Annotated in this window: 18 protein-coding genes; 10 read left to right on the plus strand and 8 right to left on the minus strand. The window is 64.4% G+C overall.

Annotated features, from left to right (window positions below; genetic code table 11):
- Positions 1-10 precede the first annotated feature (10 nt).
- A complete protein-coding gene (locus ACXJMY_RS20355; protein WP_456621131.1) occupies positions 11-223 on the minus strand; it encodes a hypothetical protein in 213 nt (70 codons plus the stop codon).
- On the opposite strand from ACXJMY_RS20355, the gene ACXJMY_RS20360 reads away from it, so the two are divergent.
- Positions 222-2,030, plus strand: a complete 1,809-nt coding sequence (locus tag ACXJMY_RS20360) for a PHA/PHB synthase family protein (RefSeq protein WP_456621132.1) — start codon at positions 222-224, stop codon at positions 2,028-2,030. The genes ACXJMY_RS20355 and ACXJMY_RS20360 overlap by 2 nt on opposite strands.
- A 65-nt stretch (positions 2,031-2,095) precedes the next feature.
- Complete coding sequence (locus ACXJMY_RS20365; protein WP_456621133.1) at positions 2,096-2,494, plus strand: MAPEG family protein; 399 nt, start codon at positions 2,096-2,098, stop codon at positions 2,492-2,494.
- Positions 2,495-2,497: 3 nt separating this feature from the next.
- Here the strand turns inward: ACXJMY_RS20365 and ACXJMY_RS20370 are convergent, their stop codons facing one another.
- Positions 2,498-3,091, minus strand: a complete 594-nt coding sequence (locus ACXJMY_RS20370; RefSeq protein ID WP_456621134.1) for a class I SAM-dependent methyltransferase — start codon at positions 3,089-3,091, stop codon at positions 2,498-2,500.
- A 242-nt stretch (positions 3,092-3,333) separates the two neighbouring features.
- Here ACXJMY_RS20370 and ACXJMY_RS20375 point away from each other — a divergent pair, with 242 nt between their 5' ends.
- Positions 3,334-4,101 (plus strand): outer membrane protein, encoded by a 768-nt coding sequence (locus ACXJMY_RS20375; protein ID WP_456621135.1) that lies wholly within the window; start codon positions 3,334-3,336, stop codon positions 4,099-4,101.
- A gap of 132 nt (positions 4,102-4,233) precedes the next feature.
- Here ACXJMY_RS20375 and argC read toward each other — a convergent pair whose 3' ends face one another.
- Complete coding sequence (argC, locus tag ACXJMY_RS20380) at positions 4,234-5,217, minus strand: N-acetyl-gamma-glutamyl-phosphate reductase (protein ID WP_456621136.1); 984 nt, start codon at positions 5,215-5,217, stop codon at positions 4,234-4,236.
- Complete coding sequence (locus ACXJMY_RS20385) at positions 5,214-5,882, minus strand: FMN-binding negative transcriptional regulator (protein WP_456621137.1); 669 nt, start codon at positions 5,880-5,882, stop codon at positions 5,214-5,216. Before ACXJMY_RS20385 ends, argC begins: the two co-directional genes overlap by 4 nt.
- 369 nt (positions 5,883-6,251) lie before the next feature.
- Here ACXJMY_RS20385 and ACXJMY_RS20390 point away from each other — a divergent pair, with 369 nt between their 5' ends.
- Positions 6,252-7,250 carry an MBL fold metallo-hydrolase gene (locus ACXJMY_RS20390; RefSeq protein WP_456621138.1) on the plus strand — a complete coding sequence of 333 codons (999 nt, stop codon included), beginning with the start codon at positions 6,252-6,254 and terminating at the stop codon, positions 7,248-7,250.
- 39 nt (positions 7,251-7,289) lie between these two features.
- Here ACXJMY_RS20390 and ACXJMY_RS20395 read toward each other — a convergent pair whose 3' ends face one another.
- Complete coding sequence (locus ACXJMY_RS20395) at positions 7,290-7,820, minus strand: DedA family protein (RefSeq protein ID WP_456621139.1); 531 nt, start codon at positions 7,818-7,820, stop codon at positions 7,290-7,292.
- Positions 7,821-8,092: 272 nt separating this feature from the next.
- On the opposite strand from ACXJMY_RS20395, the gene parE reads away from it, so the two are divergent.
- The 4 genes from parE (at position 8,093) to ACXJMY_RS20415 (ending at position 12,589) form a co-directional block, all read left to right on the plus strand.
- The gene (gene parE, locus ACXJMY_RS20400; RefSeq protein ID WP_456621140.1) at positions 8,093-10,138 is read left to right on the plus strand and encodes a DNA topoisomerase IV subunit B; all 2,046 of its coding nucleotides are present in this window, start codon (positions 8,093-8,095) and stop codon (positions 10,136-10,138) included.
- 434 nt (positions 10,139-10,572) lie between these two features.
- The gene (locus ACXJMY_RS20405) at positions 10,573-11,355 is read left to right on the plus strand and encodes an outer membrane protein (RefSeq protein ID WP_456621141.1); all 783 of its coding nucleotides are present in this window, start codon (positions 10,573-10,575) and stop codon (positions 11,353-11,355) included.
- Between the two features lie 256 nt (positions 11,356-11,611).
- Positions 11,612-11,797, plus strand: coding sequence for a hypothetical protein (locus ACXJMY_RS20410; protein WP_247347112.1), 186 nt, complete (start codon positions 11,612-11,614; stop codon positions 11,795-11,797).
- Between the two features lie 21 nt (positions 11,798-11,818).
- On the plus strand, positions 11,819-12,589 hold the full coding sequence (locus tag ACXJMY_RS20415) for an SDR family NAD(P)-dependent oxidoreductase (RefSeq protein WP_456621142.1): 771 nt from the start codon (positions 11,819-11,821) through the stop codon (positions 12,587-12,589).
- Positions 12,590-12,680: 91 nt separating this feature from the next.
- Here ACXJMY_RS20415 and ACXJMY_RS20420 read toward each other — a convergent pair whose 3' ends face one another.
- Together ACXJMY_RS20420 and ACXJMY_RS20425 are read right to left on the minus strand one after the other, a co-directional pair.
- Positions 12,681-13,454, minus strand: a complete 774-nt coding sequence (locus ACXJMY_RS20420; protein ID WP_456621143.1) for an outer membrane protein — start codon at positions 13,452-13,454, stop codon at positions 12,681-12,683.
- 181 nt (positions 13,455-13,635) lie between these two features.
- A complete protein-coding gene (locus tag ACXJMY_RS20425; protein ID WP_456621144.1) occupies positions 13,636-14,892 on the minus strand; it encodes an FAD-dependent oxidoreductase in 1,257 nt (418 codons plus the stop codon).
- Positions 14,893-15,012: 120 nt separating this feature from the next.
- Here ACXJMY_RS20425 and ACXJMY_RS20430 point away from each other — a divergent pair, with 120 nt between their 5' ends.
- Positions 15,013-15,297, plus strand: a complete 285-nt coding sequence (locus tag ACXJMY_RS20430; protein ID WP_456621145.1) for a hypothetical protein — start codon at positions 15,013-15,015, stop codon at positions 15,295-15,297.
- 32 nt (positions 15,298-15,329) lie between these two features.
- On the opposite strand, the gene ACXJMY_RS20435 is transcribed toward ACXJMY_RS20430, so the two are convergent.
- Positions 15,330-16,850, minus strand: coding sequence for a caspase family protein (locus tag ACXJMY_RS20435; RefSeq protein ID WP_456621146.1), 1,521 nt, complete (start codon positions 16,848-16,850; stop codon positions 15,330-15,332).
- 206 nt (positions 16,851-17,056) lie between these two features.
- Between ACXJMY_RS20435 and ACXJMY_RS20440 the strand changes: the two genes are divergently transcribed.
- Entirely contained in the window at positions 17,057-18,019 is a 963-nt protein-coding gene (locus tag ACXJMY_RS20440) for a helix-turn-helix transcriptional regulator (protein ID WP_456621147.1), read from the plus strand.
- Positions 18,020-18,117 lie beyond the last annotated feature (98 nt).

Consider the following 18,117-nt stretch of genomic DNA (forward strand, 5'->3'; position numbering starts at 1 on the left):
CTGCCGGACCTTAGCCCAACAACCCATCCAAGCTCAAACCATTGCTGCCCAACATGGTGCGAGCGAGAAAACATCCAAGACCCATCAACCCGCCCGGTGCGGCCTGATTGTGACGGAACCAAGAAAACTTATCGCAGTGCAGCACATCTTCAAGAGCGTTTAGGGCGAAACGTGCGAGCTTCGCGGTGACGAATACGGAATGAATCGTTACTGTTCTGCGCATGAGTACCGCCACGACCGACACGCCCAAATCCGAGACGAAGTTCAATGCGGAAGCCTTCGCGATGAATGTCGCGCGGGCCATGGAAAGCGGCGGCAAGGCGCTCGCCGCCTACCTGAAGCCGCGCGAAAGCGGCGAGGTGCAGGATCGCCCGCCGGCCGAGCTCACGGAAGTGGTCAAGACCTTCACGTCGGTCGCCGAATACTGGCTATCGGATACATCGCGCGCGTCCGATCTCCAGACCAAGCTCGCCAAGGACTATCTCGACCTCTGGGGCTCGGCGGCACGGCGCATGGCCGGCCAGGACGCCGCGCCCGCGATCGCGCCCTCGCCGCGCGACAAGCGCTTTGCCGATCCGGAATGGAAGTCGAACCAGTTCTTCGATTTCGTGATGCAGCTCTATCTGCTCACGACCAAATGGGCGCAGGAGCTGGTGAGCGACGCCGACGGGCTCGATCCGCAGACCCGCCGCAAGGCCGAATTCTACATCCAGCAGGTCATCAACGCGCTGTCGCCGTCGAACTTCGTGCTGACCAATCCGGAGGTGCTGCGCGAGACGGTTGCCAGCAGCGGCGAGAACCTGGCGCGCGGCCTGAAGATGCTGGCCGAGGACATCGCCGCCGGCAAGGGCATGCTGAAGATCCGCCAGTCCAATCCGGACAACCTCGTCGTCGGCGTCAACATGGCGACGACGCCGGGCAAGGTGATCTACCAGAACGAGATGATGCAGCTGATCCAGTATTCGCCGACCACGGAGAAGGTGCTGCGCACCCCGCTGCTGATCGTGCCGCCCTGGATCAACAAGTTCTACATCCTCGATCTCAAGCCGGAAAAATCCTACATCAAGTGGTGCGTCGACCAGGGCATCACCGTGTTCGTGATCTCATGGGTCAATCCCGACAAGCGGCTCGGCAACAAGAGCTGGGAAGACTACATGAAGGAAGGCCCGCTCACGGCGATGGACGTGATCGAGAAGGTCACCGGCGAGATGAAGGTGCACACCGCCGGTTATTGCGTCGGCGGCACCATGCTCGCGACCACGCTGGCCTGGCTCGCCGAGAAGCGCCGCCAGCGGGTGAGTTCCGCGACGTTCTTTGCCGCGCAGGTCGACTTCACCCATGCCGGCGATCTCCTGGTCTTCGTCGACGAGGAGCAGGTCGCAGCGCTCGAGAAGGACATGAAGGCGGCCGGGGTGCTCGAAGGCTCGAAGATGGCGATGGCCTTCAACATGCTGCGCTCCAACGATTTGATCTGGTCCTATGTCGTCAGCAATTACCTCAAGGGCCAGCAGCCGAGCGCGTTCGACCTGCTGCACTGGAATTCTGACGCGACGCGCATGACCGCGTCGAACCATTCCTACTATTTGCGCAACTGCTATCTGGAGAACCGGCTGTCCACGGGCTCGATGGTGCTCGACAACACCCTGCTCGATCTCTCCAAGGTCATGGTGCCGGTCTACAATCTCGCGACCCGCGAGGACCACATCGCGCCGGCCGAGTCGGTGCTCTACGGCTCGCAGTTCTTCGGCGGCCCGGTGAAATATGTGCTGTCCGGCTCGGGCCACATCGCCGGCGTGGTCAATCCGCCCGCCTCGAACAAGTACCAGTACTGGACCAACGACGCCATCAAGGACGTCAACGTGGCCCAGTGGATGAAGGATGCGGTGGAGCACAAGGGCTCGTGGTGGCCGGACTGGCGCGAATGGCTGGGCGGGCTCGATCCGGAAGAGGTCCCGGCGCGCGCGGTCGGCAGCGAGGCGCTGCCGCCGATCGAAGACGCGCCCGGCAGCTATGTCAGGGTTCGCGCGTAGCGGAATCTTCCGCGCTTTCGTATAAGCTCCACTTCCGCCGCGGCGATTGATGAGGGGACCGGGTTATGACGCGTGAATTGTTCTGGCTGACCTTGACGGTGATCCTGACCGGAATCCTCTGGATTCCCTACACCATCAACCGCTGTCAGATTCGGGGGCTCAGCGGCGCCCTGGCCAACCCCTCGCGCAACGACAAGCCGCAGTCGGACTGGGCGAACCGCCTGATGTTCGCGCACGACAATGCGGTCGAGAACCTCGTGCTGTTCGCGCCGCTGGTGCTGATCCTGAATGCGATCGACTATTCCACGAAATGGACCGTGCTCGCCTGCGCCGTCTATTTCTGGTCGCGCGTCGCACATCTGATCGTCTACGCGCTGGGGATCCCGGTGTTCCGCACGCTGGCCTTCACCGTCGGCTTCCTCGCCCAGGCCGTGCTGGCGCTGGCGATCTTCAAGGTCTTCTAGCGATCAGGTAGCAGCCTTGCGGACGACGAGATTCAGCATGTTGGCCGGGGTCTGGTCGAAGCTCTGAATCACGTTGGTATCGGATGACAGCGTGATCCACGGACCCGCGCTGGCATAGGTCGCTTCAAGCCACTCCGGCGATACATAGCTGTAGTAGCGCCCAAGGCTGTCGCGGCCGTCGCTTTCGCCCATCTTGTAGCTCGCGTAGAATACGCCTGACGGTTTGAGGGCGCGATGAATCCGCGCCAGGATTCCGGCGAGCTCGTCGCGCGGTGCGTGCAGCAGGCAGGCGCTGGCCCAGACGCCGTCATAGGCTTGATGCGCGTCCAGTTCGTCGAACAGCATCGCCTCGACGGGATGACCGAGCCGGCGCGACGCGATCTCGGCCATTTCCGACGAGCCGTCGGTGGCACGCACCGAAAAACCTTCGGCCAGCATCACGGCCGAATGATTGCCGGCACCGCAGCCGAGCTCGAGGATCGCGGCACCGGGCGGCAACAGCGCGAGAAAGCCACGCAGCCGCGTCGAGGGTGCCTTCGCCCACCCGGCATAGGCCTCGGCGTTGTCCCGATAGAACTGCAGCGTGCTCTCATCCATGGCGTCACCTGCTCCGGGAGGCGCACGATAAGCCTCCTCGCCTTTCCGGCGGCCCCGGCATCAAGCCCATGTTCCGGCCGCCTGCCCGCCCCCAACCTTGCCCAACCTGCCCTGCCGCGCAACCAGGTGTTGCCGAAGGATGACAGTGCGACAGAATCAGCGGTGCTGCCGTTTGACTGTTACAAAGTGTCGCGCATCCAGAGGTATAGTGGGCCATCGCAATTGATTGATTCGGGGCAGACATGAATTGGAAGATCGCATCCGTGCTCGGCGCCGCGTCGCTGGCAGCCGTCGTGACCCAGGCCAGTGCCGCTGATCTCGCCGCCCGTCCCTACACCAAGGCGCCACCGATGATCGCCGCGGTCTACAATTGGAGCGGTTTCTATATCGGCGCCAACGGCGGCTATGGCTCGTCACGCAAGTGCTGGGACCAGACTGTCGGCTTCGCGCCCGGCGTTGCGGAAGGATGCCATGACGCGACGGGCGCCGTCGCCGGCGGCCAGATCGGCTATCGCTGGCAGAGCAGCGCCTTCGTGTTCGGTCTTGAAGCGCAGGGCGACTGGGCCGACCTCTCCGGCCGGAGTGCCAGCACCGTTTTCGGCGTCGCGAACCGCACCCGCGTCGACGCCTTCGGCCTGTTCACCGGCCAGGTCGGCTACGCCTGGAACAACGCGCTGCTTTACGTGAAGGGCGGCGCCGGCGTTACCCGCGATCGCTACCGCGGCATCGGTACGGGCGGTCTGGCCGGGGCCGAGTTCGATGGTGCCGACGAGACCCGCTGGGGCGGCACGGTCGGCGTCGGCTTCGACTACGGCTTTGCCCCGAACTGGTCGGTCGGCATCGAATACGACCACATGTTCATGGGTCACCGCGACGTCACCCTCACGGCGAACGGCGTGCTGGCGCCTGTCGGCACATTCTCGCGCACCGACCGCATCGGTCAGGATGTCGATCTGATCACCGCCCGGATCAACTACCGGTTCGGTGGCCCGGTGATTGCGAAGTACTGAAGTCTAGTGTCCCGGACGCGCGAAGCGCGAGCCGGGACCCAGACTGCCACAGACGAAGCAAGAAGAATGGGCTCCGGCTCTGCAGCGCATCACTGAAGAAGTGCTGCGCTGCGCCCGGCGCACGAGACTGCCCTACTGGTCAGCCAATCCCAGCATCAGCCGCATGTTCTGCACGGCCGCGCCGGACGCACCCTTGCCGAGATTGTCGAGCCTGGCGACCAGCACCGCCTGGTGGTACTTGTCGCTGGCGAAGACGTAGAGCTCGAGCATGTTGGTCTCGTTCAGCGCCTCGGGCTCGATCCGGCCGCCCTTGGCCGCCTCGTTCTGAAGCGGCATCACCGAGACATATTTCGAGCCGGCGTAACGCTTTGCCAGCGCGGCTTGCAGGTCCGCGCCGCTGGGCTTGCCCGGCAGCGTGTCGAGCTGGAGCGGCACCGAGACCAGCATGCCCTGCCGGTAATTGCCGACCGACGGAATGAAGATCGGCCGCCGCGTCAGGTTGGAATAGAGCTGCATCTCCGGCAGATGCTTGTGCTCGAAGCCGAGGCCGTAGAGCTCGAAGGACGGCGCGCTGCCGTCCTCAAAACTCGCGATCATCGACTTGCCGCCGCCGGAATAGCCGCTCACCGCGTTGACGGTGACAGGATAGTCCGAAGGCAACAGGCCGGCATCGACGATCGGCCGTAGCAGCGCGATCGCGCCGGTCGGATAGCAGCCGGGATTGGACACCTTCCTCGCGGCCTTGATCTTGCCGGCCTGGTCCGGCGTCAGCTCCGGAAAGCCGTAGGCCCAGTCCGGCGCGACCCGGTACGCGGTCGAGGCGTCCAGCACCTTCGGGCCCGACGGCCCCATGCCGTCGATCAGCGCGACCGTTTCCTTGGCGGCATCATCGGGCAGGCAGAGGATGACGAGATCCACCTCCTCCATCAGCGCCTTCTTGGCCGCGGGATCCTTGCGCTTGTCGTCGGCAATCGTCTTCACCGCGACGTCGTTCTGGAGCTTCAGCCGCTCGTTGATGCCGAGCCCGGTGGTGCCGGAGCCGCCGTCGACGAAGACGGTGGCAGGCTTGCTGGCCGCGCCGGTGGTCGGGGCTTTGGTGGTTTCCGTGAGGCTCATGGCGCGCTCCTTTCGAGCATGTTGGTTTCGTTCACGAAGGCCTCCGGCCTCACGTCCTGCATCAGTTGCGCGATCTCCCTCGCGTCGGCGTGGGCTTGCGCACCGAGCGCATTGGCGATCGCCGTATAGTCGGCGTCCGACTTGTGCTGGTTGAGCTTGAAGCTGCCTTCGACCTCTTCAACCGTCATGACCAGACCCACGATCCCCTTCTTCAGCGCCTCGAGGCGGCCCGCCGTCATCTTGCCCGACGTCCATGGCTTCTTCGGCGGCAGCCAGTTCTCGAACTTGTCGCTGAGCGTGTCGATCTGCACCGCCAGCTCATCGTCCGACAACAACCGCACCGGCCCGGTCAGATGCACCGCCTGGTAGAGCCAGGTCGGCACCTGATCCGGCGAGACGTACCAGTCCGGCGATACATAGGCGTCCGGGCCGTTGACCGCGAGCAGCCAGGACGTCGTCCGGTCCGCTAGCTTTAGCAGCGGATTGTGACGAGCAACGTGGAAGGCGGCATGCGGCGTGCCGTCATCGCCATAGGTCAGATAGAACGGCAGCGGGGATGCGACCGGCTTTTGGCCGTCGAAGGCACATATGGTGCCGAAGCCGCGCTCGGCGGCGAATTTCAGGCTCGCGGCGCGGTCCTGCTTGAAAAAGGGGGGCGTGTACATCGTGGTCTCCTGCTGGGCCTCCTTGGGGGGGCCGCCGGATCAGATCGCGCTGACAGGAGAGAGAATGCCGCGGATCGGGTCCAGCGGCAAAGACGATGATCTCAAACGCGATCGACCGCCCAAACCGCAGAGCTGCGGCGGCGGCGACGGGCGAACAGGATGGTCGCGGCGTTGATCATGGCGGGGCACATAAGGCCAGAGGGTTCCGGGGTCAAGTCCAAATCGACAGCGGGAGATGGCAGCATGCCGCACCCGATGTCATCGGGCTGCAACGGAATTTCCTTTAACCAAGGGGGTTCCGGAGAAAGACTGCCGAGCCAAACCTCGCCAGTCCGTGCCATCAGCGCAACCCAGCCCCAGGACATCGCCATGACCGAGATCACTCGTCGCGCAACGCTAGCCGGCGCCGCCGCCTCGGCGCTCCTGCCGCCCTTCATGAAGACATCTCCCGCGCACGCCGCAGCGCCCCTGGCTGCGACGCAGAATGCGAGCTTCTACCGGTACAATGTCGGCACCCACCAGGTCACGGTGGTCTGCGACGGCGTCACCACCGTCAACCTCCCCGACAATTACGCGGCCGGCGCCAGCAAGGACGACATCAACAAGATCTTTGCCGAGAACCACCTGCCGACCGACAAGGTCACCCACACCTTCAGCCCGGTCGTCGTCAACACCGGCTCCAAGCTCGTCGTGATCGACACCGGTCTCGGACCGGACCAGTTCACGCAGACCAAGGGCAAGGTCGGGCAGTTCCACAACAACCTGGCGGCCGCCAGCATCGACCGTGCAGCGGTCGATACCGTGATCCTCTCGCACTTTCACGGCGACCACATCAACGGCCTGCTCGCCGCTGAGAACAAGCCGGCCTTCGCCAATGCCGAGATCATGGTGCCCTCGGTGGAGTGGAAGTTCTGGATGGACGACGGCGAGATGAGCAAGGGCATGGGCAATCCCATCCTCGAGGGCAACTTCAAGAACATCCGCCGCGTGTTCGACGCGCTCGGGCGCAAGGTGACGCAATACGATTCCGGCAAGGAGGTCGCGCCCGGCATCACCGCGCTAGCAAGCCCGGGCCACACGCCGGGCCACACCTCCTTCGTCGTCGCGTCTGGCTCGGAGAAGGTGCTGGTGCAGGTCGATATCACCGCAGGCGCGGCGTTCCTGTTCGTCAAGCATCCCGAGTGGAACATCGCCTCCGACGTCGACAAGCCGCTGGCGCAGCAGACGCGGCGCAAGCTCTACGACATGGCGATCGCCGAGAAGATGCCGATCCAGGCCTTCCACGCCGCCTTCCCCGGCCTTGTCCGGGTCGAGAAGGATGGCGCGGGCTATCGCTGGGTCCCCGCAATCTGGAACGCCTCGCTCTGACGTCATCGCAGCGCGCTGACCGGGCGGCCTGCTGCCCGGTCAGATCACGCGCCAGATCAATTCCATGATCTTCGCGATCACGTCGCCGAACAGCAGCAGCGCCGCCGACCAGACCAGCGCCGAGGTGAAATTGGCGACCTGGAAACTCCAATAGGGCATCTCGAAGATCCCGGCGGCGAGCGGCACCGAGGCGCGCAACGGCCCGAAGAAGCGGCCGATGAAGATGCTGGGCACGCCCCAGCTGCGCACGAAGGCCTCGCCCCTGGGGAGGAGTTCCGGATAACGCGAGAGCGGCCACATCTGCGCGACCTGCTCCTTGTAGCGGTAGCCGAACCAGTAGGAGACCCAGTCGCCCAGCGCCGCGCCGAGGCCGCCGGCAATCCAGACCGGATAGAAGCTGATGCCGCTGACCCCGATCAGCGCACCGATGGCGACCAGCGCGCCCCAGGCCGGGATCAGGAGCGAGATAAAGGCGAGCGATTCCCCGAATGCGAGCAGGAACACGATCGGGGCCGCCCAGACCTGGTGAGCGCGCACGAAGTCGGCCAGTGCGTGCGCATACTGCTCCATTCCAGATAGCCTTCCCGCCCCGAACAGGTCCCAGACAAATGAAAATGACTGGTAAGCCAAGGACTTGTGTGACATCAAGTCACAAAGTCCGACTGAGCCCGGACCTGGACGTCAAATTGCCGGGAACTGGTGGGCCCGCGGCGTAAAATCGCCGGGATTAGCTTCCAACCACACCGCCCAGTCCGCCCTGCGGTGACCTTTTCAAGCCAGAAGTGGCATAGTCACGCCAACCGATTCGCCGCTTGCGCGATCCTCAAAACACATCAAGACATATGTCCAAACAATTGAAGACAAAAGCAAAAGACGACCTGTTCGGCGGCAACGAGCCGAAGCCCCGTGCGCCCGCCAAGGCGGCCAGCCGCGCGAGCGGCGCGGAAGCCGACTACACCGCGGCCGACATCGAGGTGCTCGAAGGCCTGGAGCCGGTGCGGCGCCGGCCCGGCATGTATATCGGCGGCACCGACGAGAAGGCGCTGCATCATCTCTTCGCCGAAGTCATCGACAACTCGATGGACGAGGCCCTGGCGGGACACGCGACCTTCATCGGCGTCGAGCTCAGCGCAGACGGCTTTCTGACAGTCACCGACAACGGCCGCGGCATCCCGATCGATCCGCATCCGAAATTTCCAAAGAAGTCGGCGCTCGAAGTCATCATGTGCACGCTGCATTCGGGCGGCAAGTTCGACAGCAAGGTCTACGAGACCTCCGGCGGTCTGCACGGCGTCGGCATCTCCGTTGTGAACGCCCTCTCCTCGCGTCTCGAGGTCGAGGTCGCGCGCAGCCAGAAACTCTATCGCATGAGTTTCGAGCGCGGCCATCCGAAGGGCAAGCTCGAAGACCTCGGCAAGATCAACAACCGTCGCGGCACCCGCGTGCGCTTCAAGCCCGACACCGACATCTTCGGCGCCAAGGCCGCGTTCAAGCCGCAGCGCCTGTTCAAGATGACGCGCTCGAAGGCCTATCTGTTCGGCGGCGTCGAGATCCGCTGGAATTGCGCGCCTGAACTGTTGAAGGGCGTCGAGGATGTGCCGGCGGAGGCGACGTTCCACTTCCCCGGCGGCCTGAAGGATTATCTGGCCGCCGCGATCCACGCCGACACGCTGGTGCATCCCGACATCTTCTCCGGCAAATCCGGCCGCAACGGCGCGCACGGCGCCTGCGAATGGGCGGTGGCCTGGACCGCGGATGCCGACGGTTTTCTGTCGTCCTACACCAACACCGTGCCGACGCCCGACGGCGGCACGCATGAATCCGGCCTGCGCAGCGCGCTGCTGCGCGGCCTGAAGGATCACGCCGAGCGCGTCGGCCAGGGCAAGCGCGCGGCCTCCATCACCTCGGAAGACGTCATGGTCGGCGCGGCCGTGATGCTCTCGGTGTTCGTGCGCGAGCCTGAATTCCAGGGCCAGACCAAGGATCGTCTCGCCACCGCCGAAGCGCAGCGCATCGTCGAACAGGCGATAAAGGATCCATTCGACCACTGGCTGTCGGGCAATCCGAACATGGCCAACAGGCTGCTCGACTTCGTGGTCGATCGCGCCGAGGAGCGCCTGCGTCGCCGGCAGGAGAAGGAAACCGCACGCAAGACCGCGGGCAAAAAACTCCGCCTGCCCGGCAAGCTCGCCGACTGCAGCGATGCCGGCACCGAAGGCTCCGAACTCTTCATCGTCGAGGGCGACTCGGCCGGCGGCAGCGCCAAGCAGGCGCGCGACCGCAAGACCCAGGCCGTGCTGCCGCTACGCGGCAAGATCCTCAACGTCGCCTCCGCCGGCAAGGACAAGCTGGCGGGGAACGCCCAGCTCTCCGACCTCGTGCAGGCGATCGGCTGCGGCATGCTCGCGCAGTATCGCGAAGAGGATCTGCGCTATCAGCGCATCATCATCATGACCGACGCCGACGTCGACGGCGCCCACATCGCTTCGTTGCTGATCACCTTCTTCTACCAGCAGATGCGGCCGCTGATCGACCAGGGCCACCTCTTCCTGGCGGTGCCGCCGCTCTACAAGCTCACGCATGGCTCCAAATCGGTCTACGCCCGCGACGACGCGCACAAGGAGGCGCTGATCAAGAGCGAGTTCAACGCCAACGCCAAGGTCGAGGTCAATCGCTTCAAAGGCCTCGGCGAGATGATGCCGGCGCAACTCAAGGAAACCACCATGGATCCGGCCCGGCGGACCATGCTGAAGGTGGTTCTGCTCGCCGACGACCGCGACACCACGGCGGATTCGGTGGAGCGGCTGATGGGCACCAAGGCCGAGGCACGGTTTGCCTTCATTTCTGACAAGGCCGAATTTGCCAATGAGGAGCTGCTCGACGTCTGAAACCGCGATCTCTCGTCAAAAGCCCCGGCCGAAGTCCGGGGCTTTTTTATTTGTGCTTCCGCCTTGTCGCGACTATTTGCGCCGGTCCGTCGACCGGCTGTCGTTCCAGGCAGATCGCCAGCAACGGGCGACTCGGCCAGCGACTCACCGGTTCCAAGGCCGAGGCAGGATTTGCCTCCATTTCGGACAAAGCCGGTTTCCTAACGAGAAGTTACCGGAGCCCGAACTCCGGCGCTCTGCGTAACACACTGAAATCGCGTATCTTTTGCGAATCTGGCGACGGCGATCCGAATCCCGTCCGGCCGGCGTTTTCCGGCGACTGTGCCTGCCCGGCAACAGCATTTCGGTCGGAAACGTCTATAGTCCGGGCATCAGATCAAACGAACTTCAGTGCGCTCGCGCCTGCCGGACAGACCAAAGTTGGGGATTTTAAGATGAAGAAGATTTTGCTCGCACTGACCGCGATTGCGGCGATGACCGGTTCGGCCTCGGCGGCCGACCTTGGGGCCCGTCCCTACGTGAAGGCTCCGGCTCCCGCGCCGGTCGCGAACTGGACCGGCTTCTACATCTTCGGCGGCGGCGGCGGTGGCCTCTCGAACGCTGATCAGAACGTCCAGACCACGGTTGGCGCTGTTCCGCTGACGATCACCCAACGTCAGGGTGGTTCGGGCTGGTTCGGCACCGTCGGTCTCGGCTACGACTGGCAGTTCAGCGGCACCTGGGTCGCCGGCGTGTTCGCCGACGGTCAGTTCGGCAGCATCCGCGCCACCGTCCAGGATCCGATCGCCGGCATCACTGGCAACCAGAAGCTGGAAGACTCCTGGGCTGCTGGCGTGCGCCTCGGCTGGCTGGTCGCTCCGAACGTTCTCTCCTACGTCAACGGCGGCTACTCCGGCGCCCACTTCGGCAGCACCAATTTCATGACGCTGGCTGGCGTTCCCGCCGGTATCCATCTCAACGGCTATAACCGCAACGGCTGGTTCGTTGGTGGTGGCGTCGAGAACAGCCTGAACTTCTTCGGCATCTCCTCGCCCGGCTGGTTCATGAAGACCGAGTATCGTTCGGCCTTCTACAACGCCAAGACTCAGGACGAACTGTTCGACGGCGGCAACATTGCCACGGGTCGGAGCATCCGTGCCAACAGCTGGAACCAGACGATCTCGACCTCGCTGGTCTACCGCTTCAACTGGACCGGTCCGGTCGTCGCGAAGTACTGATCTGACCTCACATTCAGACGTCAAAGCCCCGGCATCGCCCGGGGCTTTTTCGTTATGGGCGGTTCGTCCGCCAACGCTGACCTTCAAAGATAAGTAGGACCCCGGACATCATCGCGCAGCTCGTCCCCGGGCGTTGCGCCCGCGGACCATTGTATCTGCAGCAGAGCTACGGCTACTGTGCCGCCCAAGTTTTCGTGGTCGCGTCAAACGTTTACGCCGCGAGCCGCGACAGAAGCAGTCCAATGGGGAGGAATGCATGCGCAGATTTCTGCTGATCGCAGGCCTGTTTGCCCTCGCCGTCGGGCTGCTCTGGATCGGACAGGGCACGGGCACCATCGCCTGGCCGCGATCGAGCTTCATGGTCAACCAGCTGCAATGGGCCGGCTATGGCGCAGCCATGGCCGGTTTCGGGCTGGTGCTGATCTGGCAGAGCAACCAATAGAAGAAACCAGGGAATAAAAGCATGACATCCAGCCGGTTCGATCTCCGCGGCAAGGTCGCGGTCGTAACGGGAGGCAATGGCGGCATCGGGCTCGGCATGGCCCGCGGCCTTGCCGACGCCGGCGCCGACATCGCCGTGGTCGGACGTAACGAAGCCAAGTCCGCCGCTGCCGTCGCAGATCTCAAGCAGCGCGGCGTCAAGGCGATCGCCGTCACCACTGACGTGACCGACAAGGCGGCGGTCACCGCGATGGTGGAGCGCGTCGTCAGGGAGCTCGGCCGCATCGACATCCTCGTCAACAACGCCGGCATGAGCATCCGCAAGCCGCCGCACGAGCTCGAGCTCGACGAGTGGAACAAGGTCATCGCGACCAACCTCACCAGCGCCTTCCTGTGCTCGAAGGCGGCCTATCCCGCGCTCAAGGTGTCCGGCAACGGCAAGGTGATCAATATCGGCTCGATGATGTCGATCTTCGGGGCGAGCTTCGCGACGGCCTATGCGGCGAGCAAGGGCGGCATCGTGCAGTACACGCGCGCCTGCGCCAATGCCTGGGCGCCCGACAACATCCAGGTCAACGCCATCCTGCCCGGCTGGATCGATACCGATCTCACCCGCGGCGCGCGGCAGCAGGTATCGGGATTGCACGAGCGGGTGCTGGCGCGCACGCCCGCAGGGCGTTGGGGCGACATCGACGATTTCGCCGGCATCGCGGTGTTTCTCTCCTCGCCCGCGTCCGGCTTCGTCACCGGCACCGCGATCCCCATCGACGGCGGTTTCTCGGTAATGGCCTGAGGCTGCCCGCACCAAAAAAGAAGCCCCGGACGAGTGCCGGGGCTTTTGAATTTGGCAGTGATCTTTTTTGTAGTGCTTGGTCGTTGGTTGCTCAGTAGCGCGCGATGACCGGCGCGTCGAACTTGTAGCTGGCGCGCACCACGGCCCACTGGATGTCGCGCGGCTTGGCATCGAACGTGTAATTGCCCGAAGTGCCGCCGAGCTGATAGGTCTGGCTGCCGAAGGCGGCGTAGTTGTATTCGAGGCCGACGATCCAGTTGCGGGTGATGCCGTATTCCCAGCCGGCGCCGACGGTCCAGCCGTTGGCCCAGTGGGTCTGACCGCCCGAGCCCGTCGACGGGTTCGCAACGTTGTCGACCACCGACAGACGATTGTTCACGCCGGCATAGCCGCCCTTGATATAGAACAGGTTGTTCTGCACGGCGAAGCCGGCGCGGCCGACGACCGTAGCAAGCACGTTGGCGCGCCAGCTGAACTGATCGTCGAGGCCGACGCCGAACACGGTGTTCGTGAACGAGCCCTTGTTGTCGAGGCCGGAGATCGTGCCCTCCATGCCGAACACGTAGTTGTTGGCCTGCCAGTTGTAGCCGATCTGGGCGCCGCCCATGATGCCCGACTTGCGCTGACGGAAACCTTCACCCGGCGAGAGATCGCCGAACGGCGCGCCGGTCCCGTTGTTGATGAACTGCTCGTTGGTCCACGCGCCACCGATGTGGCCGCCGACATAGAAACCGGTCCAGTTGAACAGGGGCTCCGCATAGGCGGGCGCCTTCGTGTAGCGCGCGCCGAGATCGGCGGCGGACGCCGCGCCGGTCGAGACCAGAGCGGTCGTGCAGGCGAAGGCAGCAATCAATTTGTTACGCATGGTACACCCCGTGTCCTTTGATGGGTGCACGCTCACACGCAGTTCTTACTCAAATTTGAATCAAGAAAGTTAAGACGCCGGTTTCCCGCGTAAGGGTCCTTGATTCCGCTTATGCTGTTGCAGCCACGCCACGCGCGGCGCGCAGTTTAACGCGGCGTTATCCCTACTGAATTCTGACGCGCTACGATGGCAGCGCGGCCTTCGAATGCACGTGCTCGGGCCGCACCCCGAGTGCAAGCAGGCGCGCCGGAATGCCCTGGAGCCACGGCAGCGCGGTGATGAGGCGCACGATCAACGGCACCTTCAGCGGCCGGTCGTCCGGCTGCAACGCGCCGCTGATGATGTTGTTCTGCACGATCACCTGCATCGCCTGCGTCATCTTCACCGGGAACTCGCGGCGTCGGCGCACGGCATCGAGTTCATCCTCGGATGGACAACCGTGTTGCATCTTGTCCGCCAGCAGGTTCGCGGCCGCGACGGCATCCTGCACGGCGAGATTGACGCCGACGCCGCCGACCGGCGACATCGCATGCGCGGCGTCGCCGATGCACAGCAGGCCCGGTCGCGTCCAGCGCTTCAGGCGGTTGATCGCGACGGTGAGAAGCTTGAGGTCGTCAAAGCTCTTCACGTCGGCAACGCCACTCCTGAGGATCGGCGCCATGCGCACGACGTCGTCGAGCAGCGCCTGCAATCCCCTCGCCTTCACCGCATCGTATTGTCCCTTGGCGATGACATAGGCGCACTGCCAGTAGTCGCCGCGATCGAAGGTCACCATCATCTTGCCGGGCTCGACCCGCGCGAACACGTTTTCCGTCTCATCCGCGTTGCGGCCGACGCGGAACCACAGCACGTCCATCGGCGCGCCGATCTCCTCGACCTCCAGCCCCGCGCGCTCGCGCACCGTCGAATGTCGGCCGTCGCAGGCGATGGTGAGATCGGCTTCGATGTCGACGGTGCCGTCCGGCGTCTTCGCACGCACACCGGCGATCGTCTCGCCGCGGCGGATCAGGTCGACGGCTTCCGTATTCATCATCACCTTGAGTGAAGAGAAGCGCTGGCCGGCCTCGCGCAGGAAATTCAGGAAGTCCCATTGCGGCATGAACGCGATGAAGGGGTACTTGGTGCGCAGGCGCCTGAGATCGGCGATCCGCACCGGCGTGCCGCCGAACAAGCCGTCCATCGTCTGCAGGCGCTGATGCGGCAGCTTCAGGAAGCCGTCGATCAGGCCGAGCTCATCCATGACCTGGAGGGTCGAGGGATGCACGGTATCACCACGAAAGTCGCGGAAGAAATCCGCATGCTTCTCCAGCACCACGACGTCGATGCCGGCGCGCCCCAGAAGATAGCCGATCATCATACCGGCGGGCCCGCCGCCGACGATGCAACACCGGACTTTCACGGAGGACCCCTGCGGTGGGTGCGATGAATCTGGTTCCACGGCAGAATCCCCGTTTACGACTTAAGTTTTCTGTGCGGTGCAGCAAGCAGGTTTAATTTGCCGCAGCTGTGAATGCCCGTTAGCGTTGCAGCGAATTTCGATTTCTTTCAGGAAATTGCAGTGCGGACGATCCTCATACTGCTCGGCGTCTGGATCCTGATCAACGTGCTTTTCGTCGTGATCATGATCCCGCCGCGCAAACCCCGGAAGTCGGCCCCGCGGGAGACGGGTACGCTTGCGCCGGTGCGGATCGATGAGAACGCCTATCCGTTCGAGGAGCAGGAAAAGTTTCTGCTTCGCCATGTCATCATCTCGATCGCCATGGGAACGCTGTTTTCGCTGACGCCGCCCTTGATCGAGGCGATCGACTCCATCAAGCGCTTCATCAGGAAGCGCCGCGAGTAGCGGGAGCGCGGCGGGCGACTCCGCCCTCGCCGTCAATTGTTGCTGCGGTTGGCGGCGCGGAAACTCTTGATCTCCGACACGCTGCCGTCGCGATAGGTCAGCTCCACCGAGACGAACTGCGTGGCCGGCGCGAGCTTCATGTAGAGCGGCATGCCCGCGGTGATCGCACTGGGATCACGCATGTCGCAATTTGGCATCTTCAGCACCTGGTTGGGAACGGCGGTGTCGATGCCGATGCGCACCTCGCGGATGGCGCAACGGTAAGAGACGAGGTGCGTGTAGTAGACCAGCAGCCCGTTGAACTCGCGGAACGACAGCCAGCTCGTCGCGGTCATGTCGAGGATCTTGCGCTGGTCGCGGATCAGCGCGGCCTCGGGATCGAACCTGATCGGGAACGGCCCCTGCATGTCGCCGGATTGATCGACATAGCGAACCTCGATGGTGCCGGCCTGCGCGTCCGGCGGCAGCTCGATCGACGGGTTCGGCATCCGCTTGCGGGTGCGCGGATCGAGCGTGTCGATGAAGCCGGTCTCGCGGAAGTCGCCGTTGCCGGCCATGCGCCAGGAGATTCCGAGTGTCGGATCGGCGAACGAGAACACCACGCTCCAGCCGCCATTGTGGCGCGAGAAGCTCGCGATCGGTGCATTGGTGGTCTCTTCCTTCGGCACGCGCGGCACCGAGACCGGCGGCAGCGCCGCGACCTTCTGCGGCGGCGGATCGGCCGGGCGGGCAGCGCCGGCCGCATCCTTCGCGACGCCGCTGAGGAAGACGTCGTCGACCATCTGATCGAAATAGACCGGCACCTGCCTGTGCTTGACGGTGTCGGCCATCTCGCTGACGAGACGGCGGGTGCGCTGCGCCACCTGCACCAGGTTCTCGCCGGGCTGGAGCAGCTCCTTGGCGAAGGTGCGCGTGAACACCGAATTGGGATTGGCGTCGTCGTTGGAGAGACGATCGAGTGCGGTCTGGCGCGGACCTGCGGAGAACACCGAGAACACGCCTTCGGGCAGCTGCACCATCGGCGCGAGCCCGCCGCCGCCGGCGACCGCGCGGGTGCCCTTGCGCTCGAACGGGTTGTTGCGGCAGGCATCGAACACCAGGATCGAGGTGCGCGCCTTCTTGTTCTGGAGCCGCTCGACGATGCGGTCCGCCAGGACCGAAGCGTCGCGCACCAGCTCCTCCTGGCCTTCGGTCGCGGCCGGCACGTCGGTCGGCAGCAAGTAGTTCTGGCCGGCGATCTCGAAGCCGTGGCCGGCGTAGAAGAAGAATGCGGTGTCGCCGGGCTCGATCGCCCTGTCGAACGCGAGCAGCGTCTCGGAGAATTGCTGCCGGCTCTGGTTCTCGGCGACCATCACCGAGAAGCCGAGCTGCTTCAGCGTATCGCCCATCGTGCGGGCATCGTTGACCGCCTTGAGGAGCTTAGGGACGTTCTTGTAGTCGTTGTTGCCGATGACGAGCGCCACGCGCTTTTCGGCGTGCGCGGGCAGCGCGAAGCCGCTCAGGCCCGCCGCAAGGCCGAGGGCCGCCAGAATTCTGAAAAGCCGACGCGTCATCGAAACATTCCCGTTGCAGAACGGCTTCCGCCGGCGCCCTTCGAACCGTCCATTGGCAAACCTTCGGCCGTTGTTGTCATAGTCGGTCCAGCCATAGCGGCGGTTCAACCGGCCTGGCCCGCCGGTTCCATGGTCTGGCCTATGGCAAGAACAGTTGGAATCTGCTTTTTCTTAGCCGCAATTCCGTTCGTGGACGAGGGGCTGCCGTGTTTCACTGGTGCACCGACGAGGTCGATCCGCAAGACCGCTTCGACTATTGGCGCGAGGTCCGGGCCAAGGGCCTGTTCGGCGTCACCGCGGAGCTCGAGCGCGAACGCCGCGCGGACTTTTTCGGCGAATTCTCGCTGCGCCAGCTCGGCGGCGCCGGCCTCGTCGAGCTGAAGGCCTCGCACTACAGGGTCGAACGCAGCGCCTCCGATATCGCCTATGCGCCGGGTGACAGCATCTGCGTCTATCAGCAGCTCGGCGGCGGCGGCTGGTTCGGCGGCATGCGCGGAAGCGACTTCGCGATTGCCAATGGCAGCTTCGCCACCAGCCATACCGACCTGCCCTATCGCACTGTGCCGCTGGGCGCGGCAGGATTCCACCTGCGGATCCTGAAGATCCCGGTGAGCGGCCTGTCCACGCGGGACAAGCGCATGCGCGAGCTCACGCCCAAGACATTCAACGACCACGCATTGGCGCCTCTGCTCGGCGCCTGCTTTGCCGACCTCGGCGAGGCCGCCGCCGATGACGGTGCGGCCGATCCCGGCTCCCTCGTGCAGGCATTGGCGCATCTGGCGCTGATCGAGCGCGGCATCATGCGACCCGGCAGCCGGCTCGGACAGGCCACGCTCCGGACCGCGCGCCTGTCGCTGGCGCGGCGCCTGATCGCGCGTCACCTGCAAAACCCTGATCTGGTGCCGGCGATGGTGGCGGACCTGCTCGGAATCTCCGTGCGCCACCTGCACATGCTGTTCGAAACCGCCGAGAAGAGCTTCTCGCTGACCGTGACGGACGAACGCCTGAAGCAGAGCCGCCGCCTGCTGCGCGAGGCGCCGGAGCGGCTGATCGCGGATATCGCGTCCAATTGCGGCTTCGAGAGCCTGGCCACCTATTATCGGGTGTTCAACGCCGCCTATGGCATGGCCCCCGGTGATTTCCGGGCCCAGGCCGCGAAAGCGGGTTAACGGCGCCGCGGTGGCCGCCGTCGGGCCGCTCCCGCCGGGGCGGAAAAGCCGAGCCGCGCCCGCTATTTGGGCAAAAACCTGAGGGTTTTTAGGGTCTT

The sequence above is a fragment of the Bradyrhizobium sp. P5_C12 genome (genome assembly GCF_054049735.1).